Source organism: Bradyrhizobium sp. USDA 327, assembly GCF_041262065.1.
GTDB lineage: Bacteria > Pseudomonadota > Alphaproteobacteria > Rhizobiales > Xanthobacteraceae > Bradyrhizobium > Bradyrhizobium liaoningense.
Genome location: NZ_JBGCCW010000001.1, coordinates 690,364 through 710,329 on the forward strand (window position 1 = coordinate 690,364; position 19,966 = coordinate 710,329).

11 protein-coding genes are annotated in these 19,966 nt (G+C 65.9%); 5 read left to right on the top strand and 6 right to left on the bottom strand.

What is annotated here, in order from left to right:
* Positions 1–57: 57 nt before the first annotated feature.
* From ABIA42_RS03020 to ABIA42_RS03035, 4 genes are all read right to left on the bottom strand, one after another.
* Entirely contained in the window at positions 58–1,038 is a 981-nt protein-coding gene (locus ABIA42_RS03020; protein ID WP_370115618.1) for an LLM class flavin-dependent oxidoreductase, read from the bottom strand.
* Entirely contained in the window at positions 1,035–1,766 is a 732-nt protein-coding gene (locus ABIA42_RS03025) for a 4'-phosphopantetheinyl transferase superfamily protein (protein ID WP_370115616.1), read from the bottom strand. Before ABIA42_RS03025 ends, ABIA42_RS03020 begins: the two co-directional genes overlap by 4 nt.
* 302 nt (positions 1,767–2,068) lie before the next feature.
* On the bottom strand, positions 2,069–2,239 hold the full coding sequence (locus ABIA42_RS03030; protein ID WP_271526869.1) for a hypothetical protein: 171 nt from the start codon (positions 2,237–2,239) through the stop codon (positions 2,069–2,071).
* 138 nt (positions 2,240–2,377) lie between these two features.
* Positions 2,378–8,821 carry an amino acid adenylation domain-containing protein gene (locus tag ABIA42_RS03035; RefSeq protein ID WP_370115614.1) on the bottom strand — a complete coding sequence of 2,148 codons (6,444 nt, stop codon included), beginning with the start codon at positions 8,819–8,821 and terminating at the stop codon, positions 2,378–2,380.
* Positions 8,822–8,957: 136 nt separating this feature from the next.
* Here ABIA42_RS03035 and ABIA42_RS03040 point away from each other — a divergent pair, with 136 nt between their 5' ends.
* The 3 genes from ABIA42_RS03040 (at position 8,958) to ABIA42_RS03050 (ending at position 14,264) form a co-directional block, all read left to right on the top strand.
* Positions 8,958–12,422: an AAA family ATPase gene (locus ABIA42_RS03040; RefSeq protein ID WP_370115612.1), complete on the top strand. Its 3,465-nt coding sequence runs from the start codon at positions 8,958–8,960 to the stop codon at positions 12,420–12,422.
* 1 nt (position 12,423) lies between these two features.
* On the top strand, positions 12,424–13,218 hold the full coding sequence (locus ABIA42_RS03045; RefSeq protein ID WP_370115610.1) for a protein-L-isoaspartate O-methyltransferase: 795 nt from the start codon (positions 12,424–12,426) through the stop codon (positions 13,216–13,218).
* Positions 13,219–13,313: 95 nt separating this feature from the next.
* Positions 13,314–14,264 carry a DUF6492 family protein gene (locus ABIA42_RS03050; RefSeq protein ID WP_370115608.1) on the top strand — a complete coding sequence of 317 codons (951 nt, stop codon included), beginning with the start codon at positions 13,314–13,316 and terminating at the stop codon, positions 14,262–14,264.
* Positions 14,265–14,275: 11 nt separating this feature from the next.
* On the opposite strand, the gene ABIA42_RS03055 is transcribed toward ABIA42_RS03050, so the two are convergent.
* Both ABIA42_RS03055 and ABIA42_RS03060 read right to left on the bottom strand, forming a co-directional pair.
* Entirely contained in the window at positions 14,276–15,343 is a 1,068-nt protein-coding gene (locus ABIA42_RS03055; protein ID WP_370115606.1) for an endo-1,4-beta-xylanase, read from the bottom strand.
* Positions 15,340–16,428 (bottom strand): glycosyltransferase family 1 protein, encoded by a 1,089-nt coding sequence (locus ABIA42_RS03060; protein ID WP_271526863.1) that lies wholly within the window; start codon positions 16,426–16,428, stop codon positions 15,340–15,342. The genes ABIA42_RS03055 and ABIA42_RS03060 overlap by 4 nt, the downstream gene beginning before the upstream one ends.
* Positions 16,429–16,691: 263 nt before the next feature.
* Between ABIA42_RS03060 and ABIA42_RS03065 the strand changes: the two genes are divergently transcribed.
* Positions 16,692–18,128, top strand: a complete 1,437-nt coding sequence (locus ABIA42_RS03065) for a lipopolysaccharide biosynthesis protein (RefSeq protein ID WP_370115604.1) — start codon at positions 16,692–16,694, stop codon at positions 18,126–18,128.
* Positions 18,129–18,394: 266 nt separating this feature from the next.
* On the top strand, positions 18,395–19,948 hold the full coding sequence (locus ABIA42_RS03070) for a L,D-transpeptidase (protein ID WP_370115602.1): 1,554 nt from the start codon (positions 18,395–18,397) through the stop codon (positions 19,946–19,948).
* Positions 19,949–19,966 lie beyond the last annotated feature (18 nt).

Genomic DNA, 19,966 nt, shown 5'->3' on the forward strand with positions numbered 1-19,966 from the left:
TGGCCGGGACGAGCCCGCCCATGACGATGCGCAGGATTCGGCAGGTGAAGCGAGAGCTCAAAACATCCCGCTCGCCGCGAGCGCCTTGCAGACGTGCTGCATCTCGGACTCGTCGGCGACCATGTCCAGCATGATTGTGGTCAGGCCCTTCGCCGAAAACTGCTTCAGCTTCGCGCCGATCTCTTCGTAGCTGCCGACGAGATACGGGCAGTCGGCCTGGAAGGTCAGGAACGGCAGCAGCCAGTAGCCGTTGTCCTGAAGCTCGCCGCTTTGCCGCTCATAGAGCTGCCGCTTCCACACGGAGTCGCTGTTCTCCACCGTGAGCGCGAGCAGCTCGCGATCATCTTGATTGTCGCGGAAGCGCGCCTTTGCGGCCTGCCGAGCCTCGTCGCGCCACTCGCGCGCGAAAATTCCAAAGTTCACGCCTGCCGCGTCGAGCCCGCGGTCGAGGTCGGGCGGCAGCATCTGCATCTTGATGCAGCCGGTCTCCTTCGCGACGCGCTGGGCCGCCTCGGATTGGCCGGCGATCAGGAACTCCGGCATCAGCTCCGCGGGCAGGCGCGGACGAAGTTGCAGATTGCTGGCGCGGTAGAACCGGCCCGCGAAATTCACCGGTCGCGGGCTTGCCAGCAACTGGCGCATCAGCGCGACGTATTCGCCGAGCCGAACGTAACGATCGGCATGGGACTGGTCGTCGCCCAGTCCCTGCAAGTCGCTGATCGCCGTCCCCGTGATCATGTTGAGATAGACCTTGCGGCCGTAGAGCTGCGCGAAGGACGAGACGAATTTCGCGACCGTGAACGGGTGCATGTAGACCGGATTGACGGCGATCAGGGGCGAGCTTCGCGTCGTCCCTGCCATGATATGCTGGGCCATCGCCCAGGGCTCGACGAACACGTCATTGCCTTCGAACAGCAGGATGCCTTCGAAGCCGTTGCGGTCGGCGAACCGGGCCACGCGCATCAACTCGCCGACATAGGCCTTGGGATCGCGGTTGCGTGAAATCGCCGGAAAGATGCGCAGCCGCGGCGGCATCATTCAGCCGCTTGCTGGAGCGGCCAGGCATGGCGGCTGATGGGAAGGCCGCCGTCCGCACGGGAGCCGTCGGCGATCGCGAGGCGATGCGAGGGCGATGGGGAGCACAGCGAGAAGCGCCAGCCGTCCGGATCGTCGGCGATGTCGGGCTTGAAGCTGATCTCGATGGCCTCGCCCGACACCTGCATCGCGAAGGCGTCGAGCGGCAAATTGAGCCCAAAGCCCCTGGCCTTCAGATAGGCCTCCTTGAGCGTCCAATAGTCGAAGAAGCGCTCGATGGCCGCGGGCTCGGGCAGGCCGCGCAGCGTTTCGACTTCCTCCGGCGCAAAGAAGCGGAGCGCGGTGGACAGCGGGGCGACGCGCCGCGACACGGCTTCGACGTCGACGCCGACGGCCTCATGCCGCGAGACCACGCAGGCAACGCATCCGTCGGCATGCGACAGGCTGAAATGCAGCGCGGCCGAGCTGACCGGCGCTGCGACAAACGGCCGCCCATAGCGGCCCGCGGCAAAGGACCAGTCGGAGGGCGCGACGTTGCGCGCGACCTGCGATAGCGCGAGGCGCAACATGGCGTGTGCGAAGATGTATTGCCGCCGGTGCCGCTCGAACATGAATCGATCGGCCCGGGCCCGTTCGTCGACCGAGAGCAGACGCCGGCACGCCTCGACCGCGCCCGGCGTGTCAATGGACTCGATCAGCCCGACAAAGAGTTCAATTCTGTCGTCCGCCATCAATTGGGCCCATGACGTCAGGCGAGGCCAAATCCCCGGTCCTGACGGAAGATTCAACTGAGCAAGAATCACCAAGAGGACCGCTCCTAACGGTCCACCCAGGCGAATTCTTGTCGATTTGCAGGCCGGTCTACAGGCGCAAGCTTGTGCGAGACCCCAACTCGACCAGCGAGCGGCCCATGGACCGAAAACTAAAGACCGAAAACTAAAGGCCGAAAGTCAAAGACTGAAATCCAAAGTCCGAAAACTGAAGCTCGAACGTTGAAGTCTGAAGATTGCTGCGGCGTCCCGGCCGGCGAACTTTACTTCTTTTTCTTCTTGGCCTTCTTCGACCCACCGAGCATCGAAAGGCTGGCGTCGACGTCCTTCAGCGCGGATTGCAGCTTCTTTTTCTCGTTGGTCAGCAGCTTCTGGAGGGCCTTGCGGTCCTTGTCGCTCAACGAGGTGCCCTTGGTAAATTTGATGAAACCCATAACACTCCCCCGGTTGAAAATAATCGTCCAAATCAAACCGCGGGAATAATCTTGCGCGGCGACGCCAAATAATCAAGACGCAACTTGATCATTCACAGCCTTGGCCGTGAATCCGTACTCGTTCGCGATGCAGCCCGCTCAGGCTGCCCTGCGGGCGGGCAACCGGCCGAGCGGTGTGTTGGGCTGGGCGACGGCCGCCGTCAGCAGCGCGACGAGATCCTCAATCCACTCGCCGACCATTCGGCCCTCGATCAACTCGCGCTTGTAGTTGCATGAGCCGGTGATGCCGGTCGGCCGCTCCTTGAGCATCAGCGACAGCCAGGTCTGGTCGATCGGCAGCACCGGCTGGCCTTCGCGCGCGATGTTGCCGATCGATCCTGTCGCGAGATCCGGGAGATCGAGCGGCTGGCGCAGTGGATTCTGCAGCGTGAAATAGACCTGGAGCAGCGAGGCCGGATCGATGCCCTCCTGCTCCAGATGGTCGGCCAGCATGCTGAACGGCAGCTCCTGCCGTCCATGCGCGTCGAGCACGCTCTGGCGCACCCGCACCAGGGCCTGCGCGAACGACAGCTCCGGCGTGATTGTCGTGCGGACGATCACCGTGTTCTCGAACGGGCCGATGATGCGGTCGGTGTCCGGCTGGGCACGATTGGCCATGGCGGTCGCGATCACGATGTCGGTGCGGCCCGTCCGCGCCAGCAGCATGCCCTTCAGGCCGGTGAGCAGGCACATGAACAGCGTGCAATTGTGCCGGCCGGCGAACGCCGTGAGTCGGCCGACCAGTTCATGCTCGAGGCTGACCGGATGGTGCCCGGTGGGTGCGCCCGGGCTCGATCCGCCGTCGAAGACGGGGCCCGCTCCGCGCAAACTCTCCGTCCAGTCTGACGCCTGGCGGCGGGCGGCGTCGGTATCGCACCACCAGCGCTGCCAGCGTGCGACAGCCGAAAAAGCCGGTGGCGGCTTCGGTAACGGCACCGACGGATATCCGGCCAGCGCCGCATACCGGCTCGACAATTCCTCGAACAGCACGCCGATTGACCAGCCATCGACAATGGCGTGATGCAGCGTCAGCAAGAGCACGTGGTCGTCGTCGTGGAGCCGCAACAGCCGGGCGCGCAGCAGCGGCGCACGCGTGGCGTCGATCGGGGTATAGGTCTCCTGCTCGATCAGGAGATTGATCTTCCTGAGTTCGAGCGCCTTGCGCCGCTTGTTGTTGTGGGGCTGACCGTCGCCGATCGTCTCGACGGTCATGACAGGGCCAAGGGCGCGAGGCGCGACGATGCGGCTTTCGGGCTCCTCGCCATTCCAGGCAAACGCGGTCCGCAGCGATTCGTGCCGGCGCACGACATCATCGATCGCCTTTGCCAGAGCGGCCGAATCGAGTGGGCCCTGCAGACGGAAGGCGAAGGGCAGGTTGAACAACGGCAGCTCCGGCAGATTCCGCTCGATCCGCAGCATCTGGTCCTGCGCGATGGAAAGCGCAGGAGGCCCGCTCGCAGCCAATCGCGGCACGCTTGCGGCTGGCTTGTGCGGCTTTGCCGCCACGGCCTCGTCGACTCGCCGAGCGAGCTCTTCGATCGTCGGTGCCTCGAAGATGGTCTTGATCGGCAGCGACACGCCGAGCGCGCGGGCAACGCGCGCCATCGCCTGGCCGGCCAGCAGCGAATGGCCACCGAGATCGAAGAAATTGTCGGTCACACCGATGCTCTCGACCTTCAGCAGGTCGATCCAGATGTCGGAGAGCACCTTTTCGGTGAAGCGCCGCGCCGGCACGGCCGCGTCCGGCCCGGACGTTTCCGGCTGGGTGGGCGCCAGCAGCGCGGAGCGGTCGATCTTGCCATGGGCGTTGAGCGGCACCTGATCCAGGAACAGGAAGGCGGACGGGATGGCGTGGGCCGACAGCCTGGCTTTCAGGAATTCGCGCAGCTCGCTGGCGCTGCTCCGGCTGCCGGGCTTCGCGACGATATGGGCGATCAGCCTGATATCGCCGCTCGCCTCGCGGCGCGGCTCGACGATGCCGGCGCGCACGCCCGGATGATCGGCAAGCGCGTTCTCGATCTCCTTGAGCTCGATACGATGGCCACGGATCTTGACCTGATGGTCGGCACGGCCGAGGCATTCGATCGTCCCGTCGGCGCGGCGCCGGGCAAGATCGCCAGTCCGGTAGAGCCGGCTGCCGTGCTGGCGCGAGAACGGATCGGGGATGAAGCGCTGCCGGCTTTGCGCGGGATCGTTGACATAGCCGCGGCCTACGCCGGCACCGCCGATGCAGAGCTCGCCGGTCACGCCGATCGGCTGCGGCTGGAGGTTTGCGTCGAGCACGTAGAGCTGGGTGTTCGGCAGCGGCACGCCGACCGGAACGTTGCCCGTCGCGATCGCCGGGGCCTTGGTCAGGCGATGCAGGGAGGCGTCATCGGAGCATTCCGACGCGCCATAGGCGTTGATCAACGGCACTCCTGGACAGCGGGCGAACCAGGCGCGGCAGAGCTCGACGGGCAATGGCTCTCCGGTCGAGATCAGGAGACGCAACCTGGAGAAGGCGCGCAGCACCGGCACTTCGTCCAGGCGATCGAGAATGACGCGCAGCAGCGAAGGCACGATCTCGAGCACCGTGATGCCCTCACGCTCGATCTCCCGCGCCAGCAGGATCGGGTCCCGCACGATCGCATTGCCGCAGACATGCACGCGCGCGCCGACCATCGGCCCGGCGAGGAACTGCCAGACCGAGATGACGAAGCTCTGCGGCGCGGTCTGCGCGATCACGTCCCTGGCGGAGAGGTCGAGCTCGGAGATGAGCGAAGCGAGGTGGTTCGACAGGCCGCGCTGCTCGATCATCACGCCCTTCGGCGCGCCGGAGGAGCCGGACGTATAGACGAGATAGGCGAGGCTGGAGGCGGCCCGCGGTGCGGCGCGTGCGGGCTTGGTCACTCCCGAGGCGATCGCGTCTTCGAGCGCGGCCACCTGCATGCGTTCGACCAGCGGCTCGAGCAGTGCCTCGACCATGGCGGACTGAGCCCGTCCGGTCAGCAACACGCGGGCACAGCTCGATCCGAGGATGGTCGTGAGCTGGGCCGTCGGCTGGTCGGGATCGAGATTGAGAAAGGCCGCGCCGACGCGCTGCACTGCGATCATCGCGGCGAGCAGGTCGGGCCCGCGCTCCGCGAGCAAGGCGACGACGCTCTCGGCGCCGACGCCCTCACGGGCCAGCCAGCGCGCGGCCGCCAGGCTGCGGTGCACCAGCTCGCGATAGCTCAGAGACGTACGGCCGTCCGACACCGCAACAGCGTTCGGCGTCTTCCTCGCCTGGCGCTCGAAGCGTTCGCTCAAATTGCCGCGCGTCGTGAAATTGGCCGGCACGCCACGGCCTTTCGCCAGCAACAGCCGGCGTTCGGCCTCGGTCAGGAGCGGCAGGCGCGAGATGCGCTGTTCCGGATTGGCGATGACGGCCTTGAGCAGCGTCCTGAGCTGGGCGGCCATGCCTGCGATCGTCGCGGCGTCGAACAGATCGGTGGCGTATTCGAAGAACCCGCTGAAGCGGCCATCGGCCTCGACCAGTTCGAGCGTGATGTCGAAGCGCGCCACTTTCGGATCGATTTCCAGCCGCCGTGTCGACAGGCCGGGAAAACGTGCCGCCTCGATCGAGGCGTTCTGGAGGATGAACATGATCCGGAACAGCGGGTTGCCGTCGCTGCGGCGCGCGATCTGGAGCGTGCGCAACACCTCCTCGATCGGGAGGTCCTGGTTGCGATAGGCATCCAACGTGACCTGCCGCACCCGCCGCAACATCTCGCCGAAGCTCGGATCGCCGCTGAAATCGTTGCGCAGGATGAGGGTGTTGGCGAACAGCCCGATCAGGCGTTCGCTCTCGATCTGGTTGCGGTTGGCGATCAGCGATCCCGTCGCGACGTCCTCATGCGAGGTGTGGCGGAACAACAGGCACTGGAAGGCCGCCAGCAGCGTCATGAACGGTGTGACGCCCTGGCTCTGGCTCAGCGCGCGCAGCTCGCCCGACAGCGTCCTGGAGAATTCGAGATAGTGGCGCGCGCCGTGACCGCTCCAGACCGCCGGTCTGGGCCTGTCCGTTCGCAGCGGCAGCGTGGTGACGCCGTTGAGCTGGGCTCTCCAATAATCGAGCTGCTCCTTCGCCGCCGGCGTCTGCGCCCAGCTCTGCTGCCAGAGCGCGAAGTCGCGATACTGGAACGCGGGCGGAGGCAGCGCGGCCGGGTACTTCTTGCGCGCCGCGGCGTAGTGGACGGCGAGCTCCTCCCAGAACAGCCGCTGCGACCAGCCGTCGGTGACGAGATGATGGACGTTGACCAACAGCGCATGGCTGTTTCCGTTGAACGACAGCAATGTGATCTTCAGCGGCGGCTCGTGAGCCAGGTCGAACGGATGTTGCGCGAGCTTGAGCGCCTCGCGCCGGACAACCGCCAGCCGCTTGCCCGCAGGGCAGGGCTTGAGCTTGATACGCTCGAGTCGCGGCGGCGATGACAGCACAAGCTGCACCGGCTCGCCCCGACGTTCGATGAAGATCGTGCGCAGCGCCTCATGGCGTGTGCAGATCTCAGTGAGGCTCGCAGAAAGCGCGGCGACGTCGACCGGGCCGTCGAGGAGCGCAACTTCGACGACATTGTAATTGTAGCGGGTCGGGTCGAGCCGCGAGAGGACGTACATGCGCTGCTGCTGGAACGACAGCGGTGCGTCTGCGTTCGCAGCGTGGTGCCAGGCCGGCAGCGCAGCCTCGCGCCGGCTTGCAGCGGTTTCGATCCGCGCCGCAAGTGCCGCGACCGTGGTGCAATCGAAGATGTCCTCGAACGAGAACTCGACATTGAAGTGTTCGCGCAGGCGCGAGCGCATCTGCGTCACCGCGAGCGAGTCCGCGCCGAGCGCGAAGACGTCCTGGTCGGCGCCGAGCTGCGGCAGCTCCAATAGACCAGCCCAGATTTCGGCGAGCTGGGTCTCCATCGCATTGCGCGGCAGCCGGGTCTCGTCGTTGCCGTCCACTGCTGCAATCAGTCCGGCCAGCGCACCGCGTTTGACCTTGCCGCTGGCGCCTTTCGGCAGTGCCGCGACGCTGCGGATCAGGCTCGGTACCTTGTAGGCTGCTAGCCGCTTTCGTGCGAACTGGCGCAACTGGTCGGAAGTGGCCTCGGCGTTCGGCCGCAGCACCACGACGGCGGCGACGTTCTCGCCGAGCTTCGGGTGCGGCACGGCAAACACGCCGGCCTCCAGCACCGCCGGGTGGCTGAGCAGAATTTCTTCCACCTCCAGCGGCGAGATTTTCTGACCACCGCGGTTGATGACGTCCTTGATGCGGCCGACGATGAAAAGATAGCCGTCGGCGTCGAGATAGCCGAGGTCGCCGGTCCGGAACCAGCCATTGCGGAACGCAGCCTGCGTCGCCGCCTCGTCATTATAGTAGCCACGGCTCATGTTGGGCCCGCGCAGCATGATCTCGCCGCGCGCGCCGCTCGCAAGCGTGCGGCCCGTCTCGTTCATGATCGCGATCTCGGGACCGGCGGCTCGGCCGACCGATCCGACCTTGCGCAGCTCGAACGGATTGGCCGCGATCTGCGAGGCCGCTTCCGTCATCCCGTAGGTCTCCAGCACGGGAACGCCGAACGTCGCCTCCAGCCCTCGAAGAATCGCAGGCGCGAGCGAGGCCGAGGCCGAGCGGATCACGCGCAGCGACGACGGTCTGGCACGGTCCGGGCTCGCCTCCGCCGCCGTTAGCAATGCGCGATGAATGGTCGGCACCGCCGTGTACCAGGTCGGTTGCAGCTCCCGCATCCAGCCGAAGAAGGATGATGCGTCGAAGCCGTCGGTGCAGACCACGCTGGAGCCCGCGGCCAGCGCCGTGAGAAGGCCGGAGATCAGGCCATGGGCATGAAACAGCGGGAGGACGTTGAGCAGGCGATCGCGCGACGTGAGCGATAGCACATGGCCGGCATTGTAAGCGGACAGGCAGACATTGCGATGCGTCAGCGGCACCATCTTCGGCCGCGCCGCCGTGCCTGACGTCAACAGGATGAACGCGTCGTCGTCCCCGCGCGAGGGGCCGCTCGTGCTCGCCGGCCCGACCGACGGGCCGATGAACGCGCAACCGCCGAGATCGTCTTTCGGCCCCGGCACGAAATCGATCACCGCGATATCGAGCGCCCTGGCGACGTCGCGGCTCGCCGAGTTCATGTCGGCCCGGGTCACGAGCGCCGCCAACTTCAATTCGCTGAAATAGCGTTGCAGCTCGTCCGCCGTCAGATCAGGACTGACGGGGATGCAAACGGCGGCCGACGCGACCGCGATCAATGCCAACGCGCTGTCGGCGCCGCGCGGCAGTGCAACTGCAATGCGGTCCGCTGGCGCGATGCCGAGCCCGCGCAGCGTGCGGATCAGATCCTGCGTCCGGTCGCCCAAGGCGCGGTAGTTGAGAACCGGCCGGTCAGGAGCGAGGAGTGCGGGCGCCGCCGGTGTCCTGCGCGCGTAGAATTCGAGAAGGCCGCTGATATGTGCGAATATCTTCGTTTCGGCCGTGGCACCGGCTGATCCTTCGTCTGCTCCGGGTGCAATGTCCGACAACGCCATTCCCTTTTGATCCGATTGAGCTATTCTTCCAGGAAGTTGGGGAACGCGTCCAGTCTGAGGTGAAGTTTGAGCCCCAAAATCTGTGGTTGAGGGGCCCCAGAGCCCTTCGACGGAGTGATGGTCGGGCAGAATCACCATGCTGGAGAATGAGCCGGGCACGGGGACGGAAGGCGAGCTGAAGCGCTGGCTCGAAGGTATCGGCCTCGGTCACTACACCGATCTCTTCGCGCAGCACCGTCTCGATCTCGACGTGATCGGGGACCTGACCGAATCCGATCTGGTCGGGCTCGGATTGCCGCTCGGCGATCGCAAGCGGCTCCAGCGGGCGATGGCGGCGCTGTTTCAAGCGGAAACGGCGGAGGCGCCAACCGAGGCGGTGCGTCCGCAAGCACGGGCGGAGGTCGGAGCCGAACGGCGCCAGCTCACCACGATGTTCTGCGACATGGTGGATTCCACCTCGCTTTCCGCGCAGTTCGATCCCGAAGACGTCCGCGACATGATTGCGGGCTTCCGCGAAACCTGCGTCCGCGTGGTCAAGCATTACGAGGGCTTTGCCGCCCGTTTCGTCGGCGACGGTATCCTGGTCTATTTCGGCTATCCGACCGCACATGAGGACGATGCTGAGCGCGCGGTGCGCGCCGGGCTCGAGATCGTGCGGGTGCTGTCGACGGCGCACGCGGTCGAGCAGCGCGGTGCGCTCAGCCATTCACCCGCCGTCCGCATCGGGATCGCGACCGGCCTCGTCGTGGTCGGCGACCTCGTCGGGCAGGGCACCGAAGAACGCGACTCCGCGGTCGGCGAAACCGTCAATCTCGCTGCGCGCCTGCAGGCCCTGGCGCCGCCCAATGGCGTGGTGATCTCGGCTTCGACGCAGTCGCTGCTGAAGGGGAAGTTCGACTACCGCAATCTCGGCGTCCATGTCCTGAAGGGGATCTCCGAGAAGGCACAGGCCTGGCACGTGGTGCGCGCCTCGCGGGTGGAGACCCGCTTCGCCGCCGCCAGGGGCTCGCGGTTGACTCCGCTCGTCAACCGCGAGGAGGAGATCGCGCTGTTGATGGGGCGCTGGCAGCAGGCCAAGGACGGCGACGGCCAGGTCGTGGTCAAGTTCGGCGAGCCCGGCATCGGCAAGTCGCGCATCATCCAGGAAATCTTCGAGCGGATATCGGGCGACCGCCATGGACAAGTCTCGCTCCAATGCTCGCCTTACTACACCTCCACGGCGTTCCATCCGTTCGTCGACCAGCTCAAATTCTCCCTCGGCCTCGATCGCGAGGAGTCGTCCGCGCTGTCGCTGGCGAGCCTCGAGACCGCGATCGCCGCCGCTCATGGCGACATCGAGCAGGTCACGCCGCTGTTTGCCGCGCTGCTGTCGATACCGACCGGAGACCGCTATCCGCCGCTCGAACTGTCGCCGCGGCAGCAGAAGGATGCGACCGTCGTGGCGCTGGTCAACCATTTCCTCGGCCTTGCGCGCGAGATGCCGCTGGTGATCGCGTTCGAGGACCTGCACTGGATCGACCCGACGTCCCGCGAGGTGATCGACCTTCTGGTCGACCGGCTGCAGAACCGGCCGATCCTGGTCATCATCACCGCGCGCACCGAATTCCAGCCGAGCTGGAACGCGCATTCGCACATCACCACCGTGGTCCTGAACCGCCTGAGCCGGCAATTGCGCACGACGCTGGTCGAGCGCGTTGCGGGACGCGAGCTGCCCAAGGAGGTCGTCGAGGAGATCATCGTCAAGACCGACGGCGTGCCGCTGTTTTTGGAAGAGCTGACCAAGACGGTTCTCGAATCCGACCTCCTGACCGAGCGGCACGGGCGCTATGTGCTGTCCGGGCCGTGGCGGCAGCTCGCAATCCCGGCAACCCTGACCGACTCGCTGATGGCGCGGCTCGACCGGATGGGACCGTTCAAGCGGATCGCGCAGATCGGCGCCACGATAGGTCGCGAGTTCTCCTACGAGACGCTGCACGCCGTCGCCAACACGCCGGCCGAGCAGATCGTGGCGGCACTCAATCATCTGGAGGAGGCAGGGCTGATCATGCGCCGCGGCCATCCACCGGACGCGCTCTACTCCTTCAAGCACGTGATGATCCAGAACGCCGCGCATGCGAGCCTGTTGCACAGCGAGCGGCGCAAGCTGCATTCCCGGATCGTCCAGGTGCTTTCCGAAATGTATCCGGAGAAGTCCGAGCGCGAGCCGGAGTTGCTCGCCCATCACCTGACCGAATCCGGCCAGAGCGAGGGCGCCGCCAGCTTTTGGCTCAAGGCGGGCAAGCAGGCGGCGAGGAGCGGCGCCAATCTGGAGGCGATCGGCCATCTGCGCCGCGGCCTCAGCGTCGTGCACGCCAGCGCGGGCATACCGGGGGCCGACGAGATGGAGCTCGAGCTGCGCATCGCACTGGGCAATTCGCTGATTGCCGCCAAGGGCTATGCGGTGCAGGAAGTCGAGGAAAACTACATCCGCGCCCTGGAGCTCGGCCATCAGCTTGATGACGACGAAAAGGTCTTCGCAGCCACTCGCGGACTCTGGGTGTGCCATTTCATCCGCGCCGATCTCACCCGCGCGCACGATCTCAGCGTCGAGCTGTTGAGATTCGCCAAGCGGCAGCGGCTGAGCGAGCGTTCGCAGCCGGCGCAGCAGACCGGGTATCTGATCGAGGCGCACCGTTCGATCGCGATGACCATGCTCTATCGCGGCCGCTTTGCCGCCTCGCAGCATCATCTGCACCGCTGCATCAATCTCTACAGCCCCGATTTGCACTCCGATCTGATGGAGCGGCACGGCACCGATCCCGGCGTCGTCTCGCTGTCCTATCTCGGCTATCTCCTCTGGTTCCTCGGCCGGCCCGACGCGGCGCGCCAGCACAGCGAGCAGGCGATCGCCAATGCCGAGAAGATCCGCCATCCCTTCACGCTCGCCTTTGCGCTCGTGTTCGGCGCCTATCTCTGCCAGCATCTGCGCGACGTCGAGGGTACGCGCGACCACGCCAACCGCGCCATGATCATCGCCAGCGAGCACAATTTCCTGCACTGGAAGCAGCAGGCGACGATCCTGCGCGGTTGGGCGCTGACGCAGCTCGGCGAGACCGACGAAGGCCTCAGCCAGATGCGCTTCGGCCTCGACGAGTACGAGGCGATGGATTCCTGGCTCGCCGGCTGCTGGTTCCGCTGCCTGCTCGCGGAAGCCTACGCCAAGGTCGGGATGCGGGATGCCGCCTTGCGCGCGCTGGACGGCGCGCTCGCAACCGCGCGGCGGACCGGTGATCATTCCTACCTCGCCGAGGTCTATCGCCTTCAAGGCGAGATCATCCTGTCGGATGGCGATCCCGCCTCGGTGCAGGAGGCCGAGGACCTGTTCGCCCAGTCGCTGGCGACCGCGCGCAAGCAGGGTGCGCTGTCCTGGGAGCTTCGCACCGCCGTCAGCCTCGCGCGCCTGTCGCTCGAAGCCGGCAGGCGCGAGGACGCAAGTCTCCTGCTCGCGCCGGTCGTGGGCAAGTTCAGCGAAGGTTTTAACACGCCGGACCTGAAGCAGGCGATGCAGCTCGTGACCGAGCTCGTGACCGACACGCCCGCGCGCGAACAGGCCGATCTGTGACATGCGCGAACTTGCCGCCGCGCGTGCGCGCTACGTGGAGCGGATTGCCAGGCGCGAGCGGATTTCCTCGCCCCGCCTGCTCGAGGCGCTCGCCACCGTTCCGCGCGAGGATTTTCTGTCGAAGGGGCCCTGGCGCATCAAGAGCGAGGCGGCGCGCAGCTACCGGCTGACGCCCGATGCGGATCCCGTTCATCTCTACGACAATGTGCTGGTCGCGATCGACGCCCGCCGCAAGCTCGACACCGGCTTGCCGAGCCTGTGGGCGCATCTCATCGACATGCTCGACGTCAGGGAGAGGGACCGCGTCGTGCAGATCGGCTGCGGACTTGGCTATTTCTCCGCGGTGCTGTCGAAGATGGTCGGTCCAAAGGGCAGCGTACGTGCGATCGAATGCGACGAGCGGCTCGCGGCCCGGGCGGCGAACCACCTGCACGGATATCGCAACGTCAAGGTCGTCAACGGCGACGGATGCAAGGACGTCGGCGAACCCGCCGACGTGATCATCGTGCATGCCGGCTTCCCGCAGCCGCACCCGGTCTGGCTCCAGTCGCTCCGTCCGCGCGGCCGCCTCCTGGTGCCGCTGACGCAGCGGGATCGCGAAGGCGCGGCGCTCAGGATCACGCGCAAGGGCAGGGGGTTTGAAGCTGAGGCGATCCAGCAGATCCGGATCTTCCCCGGCCAGGGCCGCGGCACCACCGCCCTCGACGACCGCGTCGCCGACTGGTGGCAGCGAGCATCAGCCCTGGCACCGCTGCGCTTTTGCAGCCTCGCGCAGGGGCTGCCGGCGGATGGCTAATACTTCGTTTCATTTTACCTTGATTGCGATCGCAAGTTTCCAACGCCCCACATTGCCGCTATGAGTGCGGCCTGACTGCCATTCGAGCGCGCGCCATGCATTCCGTTGCCCTGCTGACTGCCAGCTACGCCAAGGATATCGAGCGCTTTTCGCTGCTCAGCGAGAGCATCGACACCTGGCTTTCGGGATATACACGGCATTATGTTCTCGTTAACGATGAGGACGTTCCGCTGTTCGCGCGGTTCGCCTCCGACAAGAGGGTCATCGTTCCGGCCTCGCGCTACCTGCCGAAATGGCTGTTCGCGGTGCCGCCGGCCCTCCAGTTTCTCAGCAGCCGGCGTGTCTGGCTCTCGCTGTTGTCGTCACCCGTGCATGGCTGGCACATCCAGCAGATCCTGAAGATCGCCGGGGTCCTCAATGCGCCCGAGCAGCGCATCTGCATCCTGGATTCGGACAATCTGTTCTTCCGCGAATTCGACGTCGGCCTATATGCCGGCGGTGAGAAGACGCCGCTCTTCGTCACCCGCAGGGCGATCGGCGCGGACCACCCGGTGCATGGCGTGTGGCTCCGCACCATCGATCAGCTTCTGGGTATCAAGGAGCGCTCGTTCCCGGCGGACGATTATGTCGGCAACGCGCTGGTCTGGGACAAGGACTCCGCGCGCGCGATGACGGACGCCATCAAGTCGGCGACGGGCCTCAGCTGGGCGCTGGCATTGTGCCGGAAGAAGAAGTTCTCCGAATACCTGCTGTATGGCAATTTCGTCGCCAATTCGCCTGAGCATCTGGCGGCCCATCGGGTCACGGAAGACAGTATCGCGGTCTCCCACTGGGACGACACGCCGCTCGACCGCCCGGCGATCGAGGCGATGATGCGTACGGCCTCGCCCGAGCAGGTCGCGCTCTGCATTCAGTCCTATTCGTCGACCTCGATCGACGACATCCGCGACGTGTTCCGCCTCTCTTCGCGCGACCGTCGCAGTCCGAGCCTTGCTCCCGATCACATCGGAGATGCGCCCGCGTTCGAAACGCCGAAGACACGCTGAGGACCAGCGCCTCAGGCGTCCTTCGTAAACTTGCTGATGACGTCCATGAACGGCTTCGGCTTGAAGTCGCCGTCGAGCGGCAGCGGGCGGTTCGGCTGCTTGTCCTTGCGGGCGAAGGTGCCGTTGATCCAGCTGTAGCGGTCCGAGATGCCCCAGGTCAGGATCGAGCGCACCGGGCCGCTGGCCGAGATCGCCGTGAGAAGATCGTCGACGCGCTTGGCGACGATGGCGTCGCGTTCGGCCGGATTGCCGCTCAGCTTCTGGTCGTCGACGTCGAGCTCGGTGACGAGCACCTCGAGTCCCCAGGAACGCAGCTCGGCCACAAACGCGGCGAGCCCCTGCGTGTCGATCTCGAGCTCGGCGTGCAGATGCGATTGCAGGCCCACCGCGTGCAGCGGAACGCCCTGATCGAGCAGGTCCATGATGAGGTTGCGATAGGCTGCCCGCTTGGCAATGAACGAGTCTTTTGCCGACTCGATGTCGTATTCGTTGATCGCGAGCTTGACGAAGGGATCCGCCGCAGCTGCCGTGCGGAACGCCAACGGAATCCAGCCTTGACCCAGATGCTGCGTCCAGAACGTGTCACGCCGATCCTTCGGACTGCGGGGATTGTCCGGGATCGGCTCGTTGACGACATCCCACGACGTCAGCTTGTCCTTGTAGTAGGAGACGACGGTGCCGATGTGGTCGCGATACGCGCGCTCGACGCCCTTGGCGTTCTTGATCTGCTTGGTCCAGTCCGGAATGTCGTGATACCAAGCGAGCGCGTGGCCGCGCATCGTCAGGTCGTTCGCCTGCGCGAAATCCAGGATCGCGTCGGCGCGTTCGAAGGCGAACGTATGCGCGTCCGGCCGCAGCATCGGCCATTTCAGCTCGAGCACCGGCACCACCTGGGTGCAATAGGTGCTGATGGCCTCGCCGAGCCTGGGATCGGCTTGCAGGTCCCAGAGTGTCGCCGCAGCGCCAAAGCCAGGACGGCGCTGGGCGCGTTTCGATGCCGGCGCTGCGGACGCAGATGCGGTCGCCGCGAGGGCCGCGGCGCTGCCGAGGAGAAATTCGCGTCTGTCGAGCCCGGTCACGCGTGACGCTGCATCGCGGCTTCCGCGATCTCGTAGTAGTGAAGCGCGCCTTTCTCGAGCGTCAGGTGGTCCAGCACATAGGCGCGCGGCGCGAAATCCCCCGCGCCGACGTGCGACCAGAAGTCGTCCCAGCCTGCGGTGAATCCGCTCGCATCGGTGAAGGTCATGCCACAGCGCCCGTCGAAATAGGGCACCGAGGACACGTCGCCTTCGAACCTCACCTTGTCCGGGAAATATTTCGGATCCTGCCACGGTCCGCCGCGGTCCCAGGCAAAGACTGGAACGCCGCTCGACAGCGCCTGCTGGCAGGCGATGCCCTGGCTCTCGTGCTCGCAGAGGAAGACCATGCTGCGGCAACGCGCCAGCGCGGCCTTGTAATCGTCTTCCTTGTAGTGCCCGTAGCGGATCACTTCGACGGTACGGCCGCTTGCCTCGAGATGCCTGCGGATCGGCTCGATCAGCTCTCGCTCGTACCGTCCTTGGTCCCAGCGGACCTTGTCGTAGAGCAACACGTCGACATTCTTCTGATCCGCCGGCGCGGGTGTCCAAAGATCGGTCTCGATGCCGACGGGCCAGGCGCCGACGTGGGGCCAGTGCGGACGGAACATGTCGGCATACCAGGCGCACGGCACCAGCACGCGCCTCACATCGAGGTCCTTCAGGCTCTCCGGCGCATCGATCGGGTGGTCATACATGGCGACGCCGAGCAGGAGCGGGTTCTTCCACTTGAACCAGTCGAGCACGAACGGCCGGCCGATGATGCAGGCCAGTTCCTCGGGGTGCTTCCGGATGTAGCGATAGTCGTTGACGCGGTAGCGGATGCCGAGCCGATCGAGGCCTGCGCAGAGATTGAGCAGGACGCGCCGCTGGCCGCTGATGAAGGACTTGCCCAGCAGCAAACGTCGCAGCAGTGGCCGGAGATGGCGGTCGCCGGGAAACCAGCGGTCGTCCCGTTCTTCGAAAAAGAGGTTGAGGACCATCCTGTCGCGGCCTCCTGCGCCGAAATCCGAAGGAACCGCAGGCACGTTGGTGCCGCGACGCGGCAGCGAGGCCGGTTTCACCCGGGTTGGTTCGGCAACGTCCATGTCGGTCACATCAGCGCATCGGAGGAGTCGAGCGACGTTTCGCCATCATTGCTTCTTTTCTGTGATCGCGCCGGCCGCTTCAAGGACAGGGCAAATTTAACGCTAACGCGCGATAACCGCTTGCTCGCCCCATTCGCGGTCCGATTTGCAGGCTTGTGCGGCTATCCTTGCCGATGCCAGCGGCGCAATCCGATTGTCACACCAAAGTCCAACTGCCTTAACGTCTCGTTAATCCTGATGGCCGCCAACGGTCCCTTGCTCGCATGCTGAACCGCCATTTCTCGATCTATCTGGTCGCCTACATCTTGCCCGCGGCGGTGGGCTTCTTCGCCGTCACCGCCTATACGCGGCTCCTGAGCCCGGCGGAGTACGGCGTCTATGTCGTCGGCATCAGCCTTGCGGGCATTCTGGGCGCGATCTTCTTCGCCTGGATCAAGCTGTCGGTGTCCCGCTATCAGGCGATGTCGGCGGAGGTCGATTTTCGCGCCACGGCGATGGTCGCCTTCGCTCTCACGGCCGCCGTGCTCTGCGCCACCACTCCGCTGGTCTTCCTGTTCCGCAGCGACGTCAGTGTCGAGCTGCTGCTCGCCAGCATGTTCGTCGCGATCATGGCCAACGCGGTCGATGTCGGCCAGGAGTTCGAGCGCGCCAAATTGCGCCCCTACCGGTTCGCGGCGATCTCGATCGTGCGCAGCGTCTCCAGCGTCGGCTTCGGTCTGCTCGGCATCTGGCTCGGCTGGGGTGGATTGGGGCTGCTCGCCGCGTTTGGTCTGGGGTCGCTCACGGGCATCATTCTGAACCTCGTCGGCGACCGCACCAGGATCGCGCGCTTCCAGCGCAGCCAGTTCATGCAGCTGGCGCGCTACGGCCTGCCGCTGACGCTGGCAGGATTGTCCGTCGCCGTCTATTCGGCCTGCGACCGGCTCATTGTCGCCTATTTGCTCGGCAGGGACGCTGCCGGCATCTTCGGCGTTGCCGCCGATCTGCCGCGCCAGTTCATGGTCATGATCGCATCCAGCGTTGCTGCGGCGACCGTGCCGCTGGTGTTCCGGTCATTGTCCGAGAACAACGGCGAGACGACGCGGGAGCGGCTGACCGAAAGCCTCGAGCTCCTGCTGGTCGTCGTTGCACCCGTTGCCGTCTGGCTCGCGCTCGCCGCGGACCAGGTCGGCGGCACGCTCGTCGGCATCGACTTCCGCGCCGGCGTCTCGGCGCTGCTGCCGACGCTGGTGCTCGCCCGCTTCTTCGGTATCGCCAATCAGTTCTACGTGCAGATCAGCTTCCAGCTCGCCGAGCGGCCCTTCATGCTGGCGGCGCAGTCCTTCCTCACGCTGGTGGTCAGCGTGGTCCTGATGTTCGCGCTGATCCCCGGCTACGGCCTCTACGGCGCGGCGCTGGCGACGCTGGCGACCGAGGCGATCGGCTTCCTCGTTGCCGCCGTCCTGATGCATCGGGCCTATCCGGTGCCGTTCGAGTTCAATCGCCTCGCCGGCGTTGCCGTTTCCGCGGCCGTGATGGCGGCCGCGATCCTGATTGCGCGATCGCAAGCGGGCGGCACCGGCCTCGTGTCGCTCGCCATCGTCAGCCTCGCCGGCGGCCTCGCTTATGCGGCTGCGGCCTGGTTGCTGAATGTTGCGAACGTGCGAACGTTGTCGCTGCGTTTCCTGCGAACGTTGAACCGCAAGGCTCTCGGCGTCTAGCGAGCGTGCCGCCCGGCGTCGGCCCGCAAGGCTGCCCCAAAGGCTTGCCCGGACATTCTGCCGCAGCGATCGAAGCCAGCTTCGGACCAGCCTCGGTCGAAGGCCGCCTTCCGCCTGCGCAAGCCGTCGTATATGAGAGATTTGTCGCGGGAACGTGCCGAATCTCGCCACAGACGGAACGTAAGGCGGCTGCGATTTCTTAATCCAATGATTCCAATCTGACGCGTGATCGACACAGGCGGACTGGCATTTCGACCGAGGATGGCATGAGAAACCGACTGACGACGGCGAAATCCACCCTGGCGATGCGGCGTTGGGGGCCTCCCGGAATCGTGGCGTTGGCCGCAGTGGTCGCATTGACGGCGACCCCGGCAACGGCGGCCAAGCAGCCGCGCCAGGCGGCCGAGGCCGTGGCGCCGCGTGTGGCCGGCGAGCCGATCATGGCGATCGTGTCGATCAAGAGCCAGCAGGTCACTTTCTACGATGCCGACGGCTGGATCATGCGCGCGCCGGTGTCGACCGGCACCACGGGGCGCGAGACGCCGGCCGGCGTGTTCGCCATCGTCGAGAAGGACAAGGACCACCGCTCGACCATGTATGACGATGCGTGGATGCCGAACATGCTGCGCATCACCTGGAACGGTATCGCGCTGCATGGCGGTCCGCTGCCCGGCTATGCCGCCTCGCATGGCTGCGTGCGCATGCCGTTCGGCTTTGCCGAGAATCTGTTCGACAAGACGAATATCGGGATGCGCGTGATCATCTCGCCGCACGACGCGGTCCCGACTGACTTCTCTCACCCCTCGCTGTTCGTGCCGAAGCCGGACGCCATCGCGGCAGCGCCTGGCCGGGCCGACAAGCTCTCCGCCGAGGCCGAGGAGGCCACGAGAGCCGCCGATGCGGCCAAGAAGGCTGCTTCCGCCGCCGCGAAGGAAGCTGCCTCGCTTCCTGCCGCGCTGCGCAAGCTGGAACAGCAGAAGGCCCGCGCAGATGCCGAACTCGCCTTCGCCGACAAGACGCTCGCGAACGCCAGGAACGATCAGGCCCGCGCCAAGGCCGAGGAGCTGAACCAAAAGGCGGCGGCCAAGGCTGCCGACGCGGCGACGCAGCTCGACGCCGCCAGGGCCGCCGCGCAGCAGAAGCGCGATGCGGTGGCCGCCACGAAGGAAGCCGCGAAGGCGGCCGCGACCCGGAAAGCCGACGCCGTGAAGGCGGCGACCGACGCGAAGCTCGCAGGCGAGCCGGTCTCGGTCTACATCAGCCGCGCGACGCAGAAGCTCTACGTGCGGCGGAACACGCACAAGCCGGCGCCTGACGGCGGCGGCGAGGTGTTCGACACCAGCATCGAGGTTCCCATCACGATCCGCAATCCCGACCAGCCGCTCGGCACGCATATCTTCACGGCGATGGCGAAGACCGATACCGGCCTGCGCTGGAGCGTGGTCACGATCGAGAACGGCGACGAGGCGAGAAACGCGCTCGACCGCATCACCATCCCGCAGGACGTGTGGGATCGCATCGGACCGACCGCGTTGCCGCGCTCGTCGATCATCATCTCGGATGAGCCGCTGAGCAGCGAGACCAATTACCGCACCGAGTTCGTCGCGGTGCTGGGCAATGAGCCGCAGGGCGGTTTCATCACGCGCAAGCCGACCGCACCTGCCATGATCGCGAGCGACGACGGCTGGGACAACGGCGGTAACGGCTTCGGCTTCTTCTTCCAGCAGCGCGATCCCTACGTGCAGCCGGCCAATCCGCGCCGGCGCAGCCAGTATCAGTATTATCAGCCGGCGCAGCCGATGCAGCGCGGCTTCTGGTAGGGAAGCGCCGCGCGCATT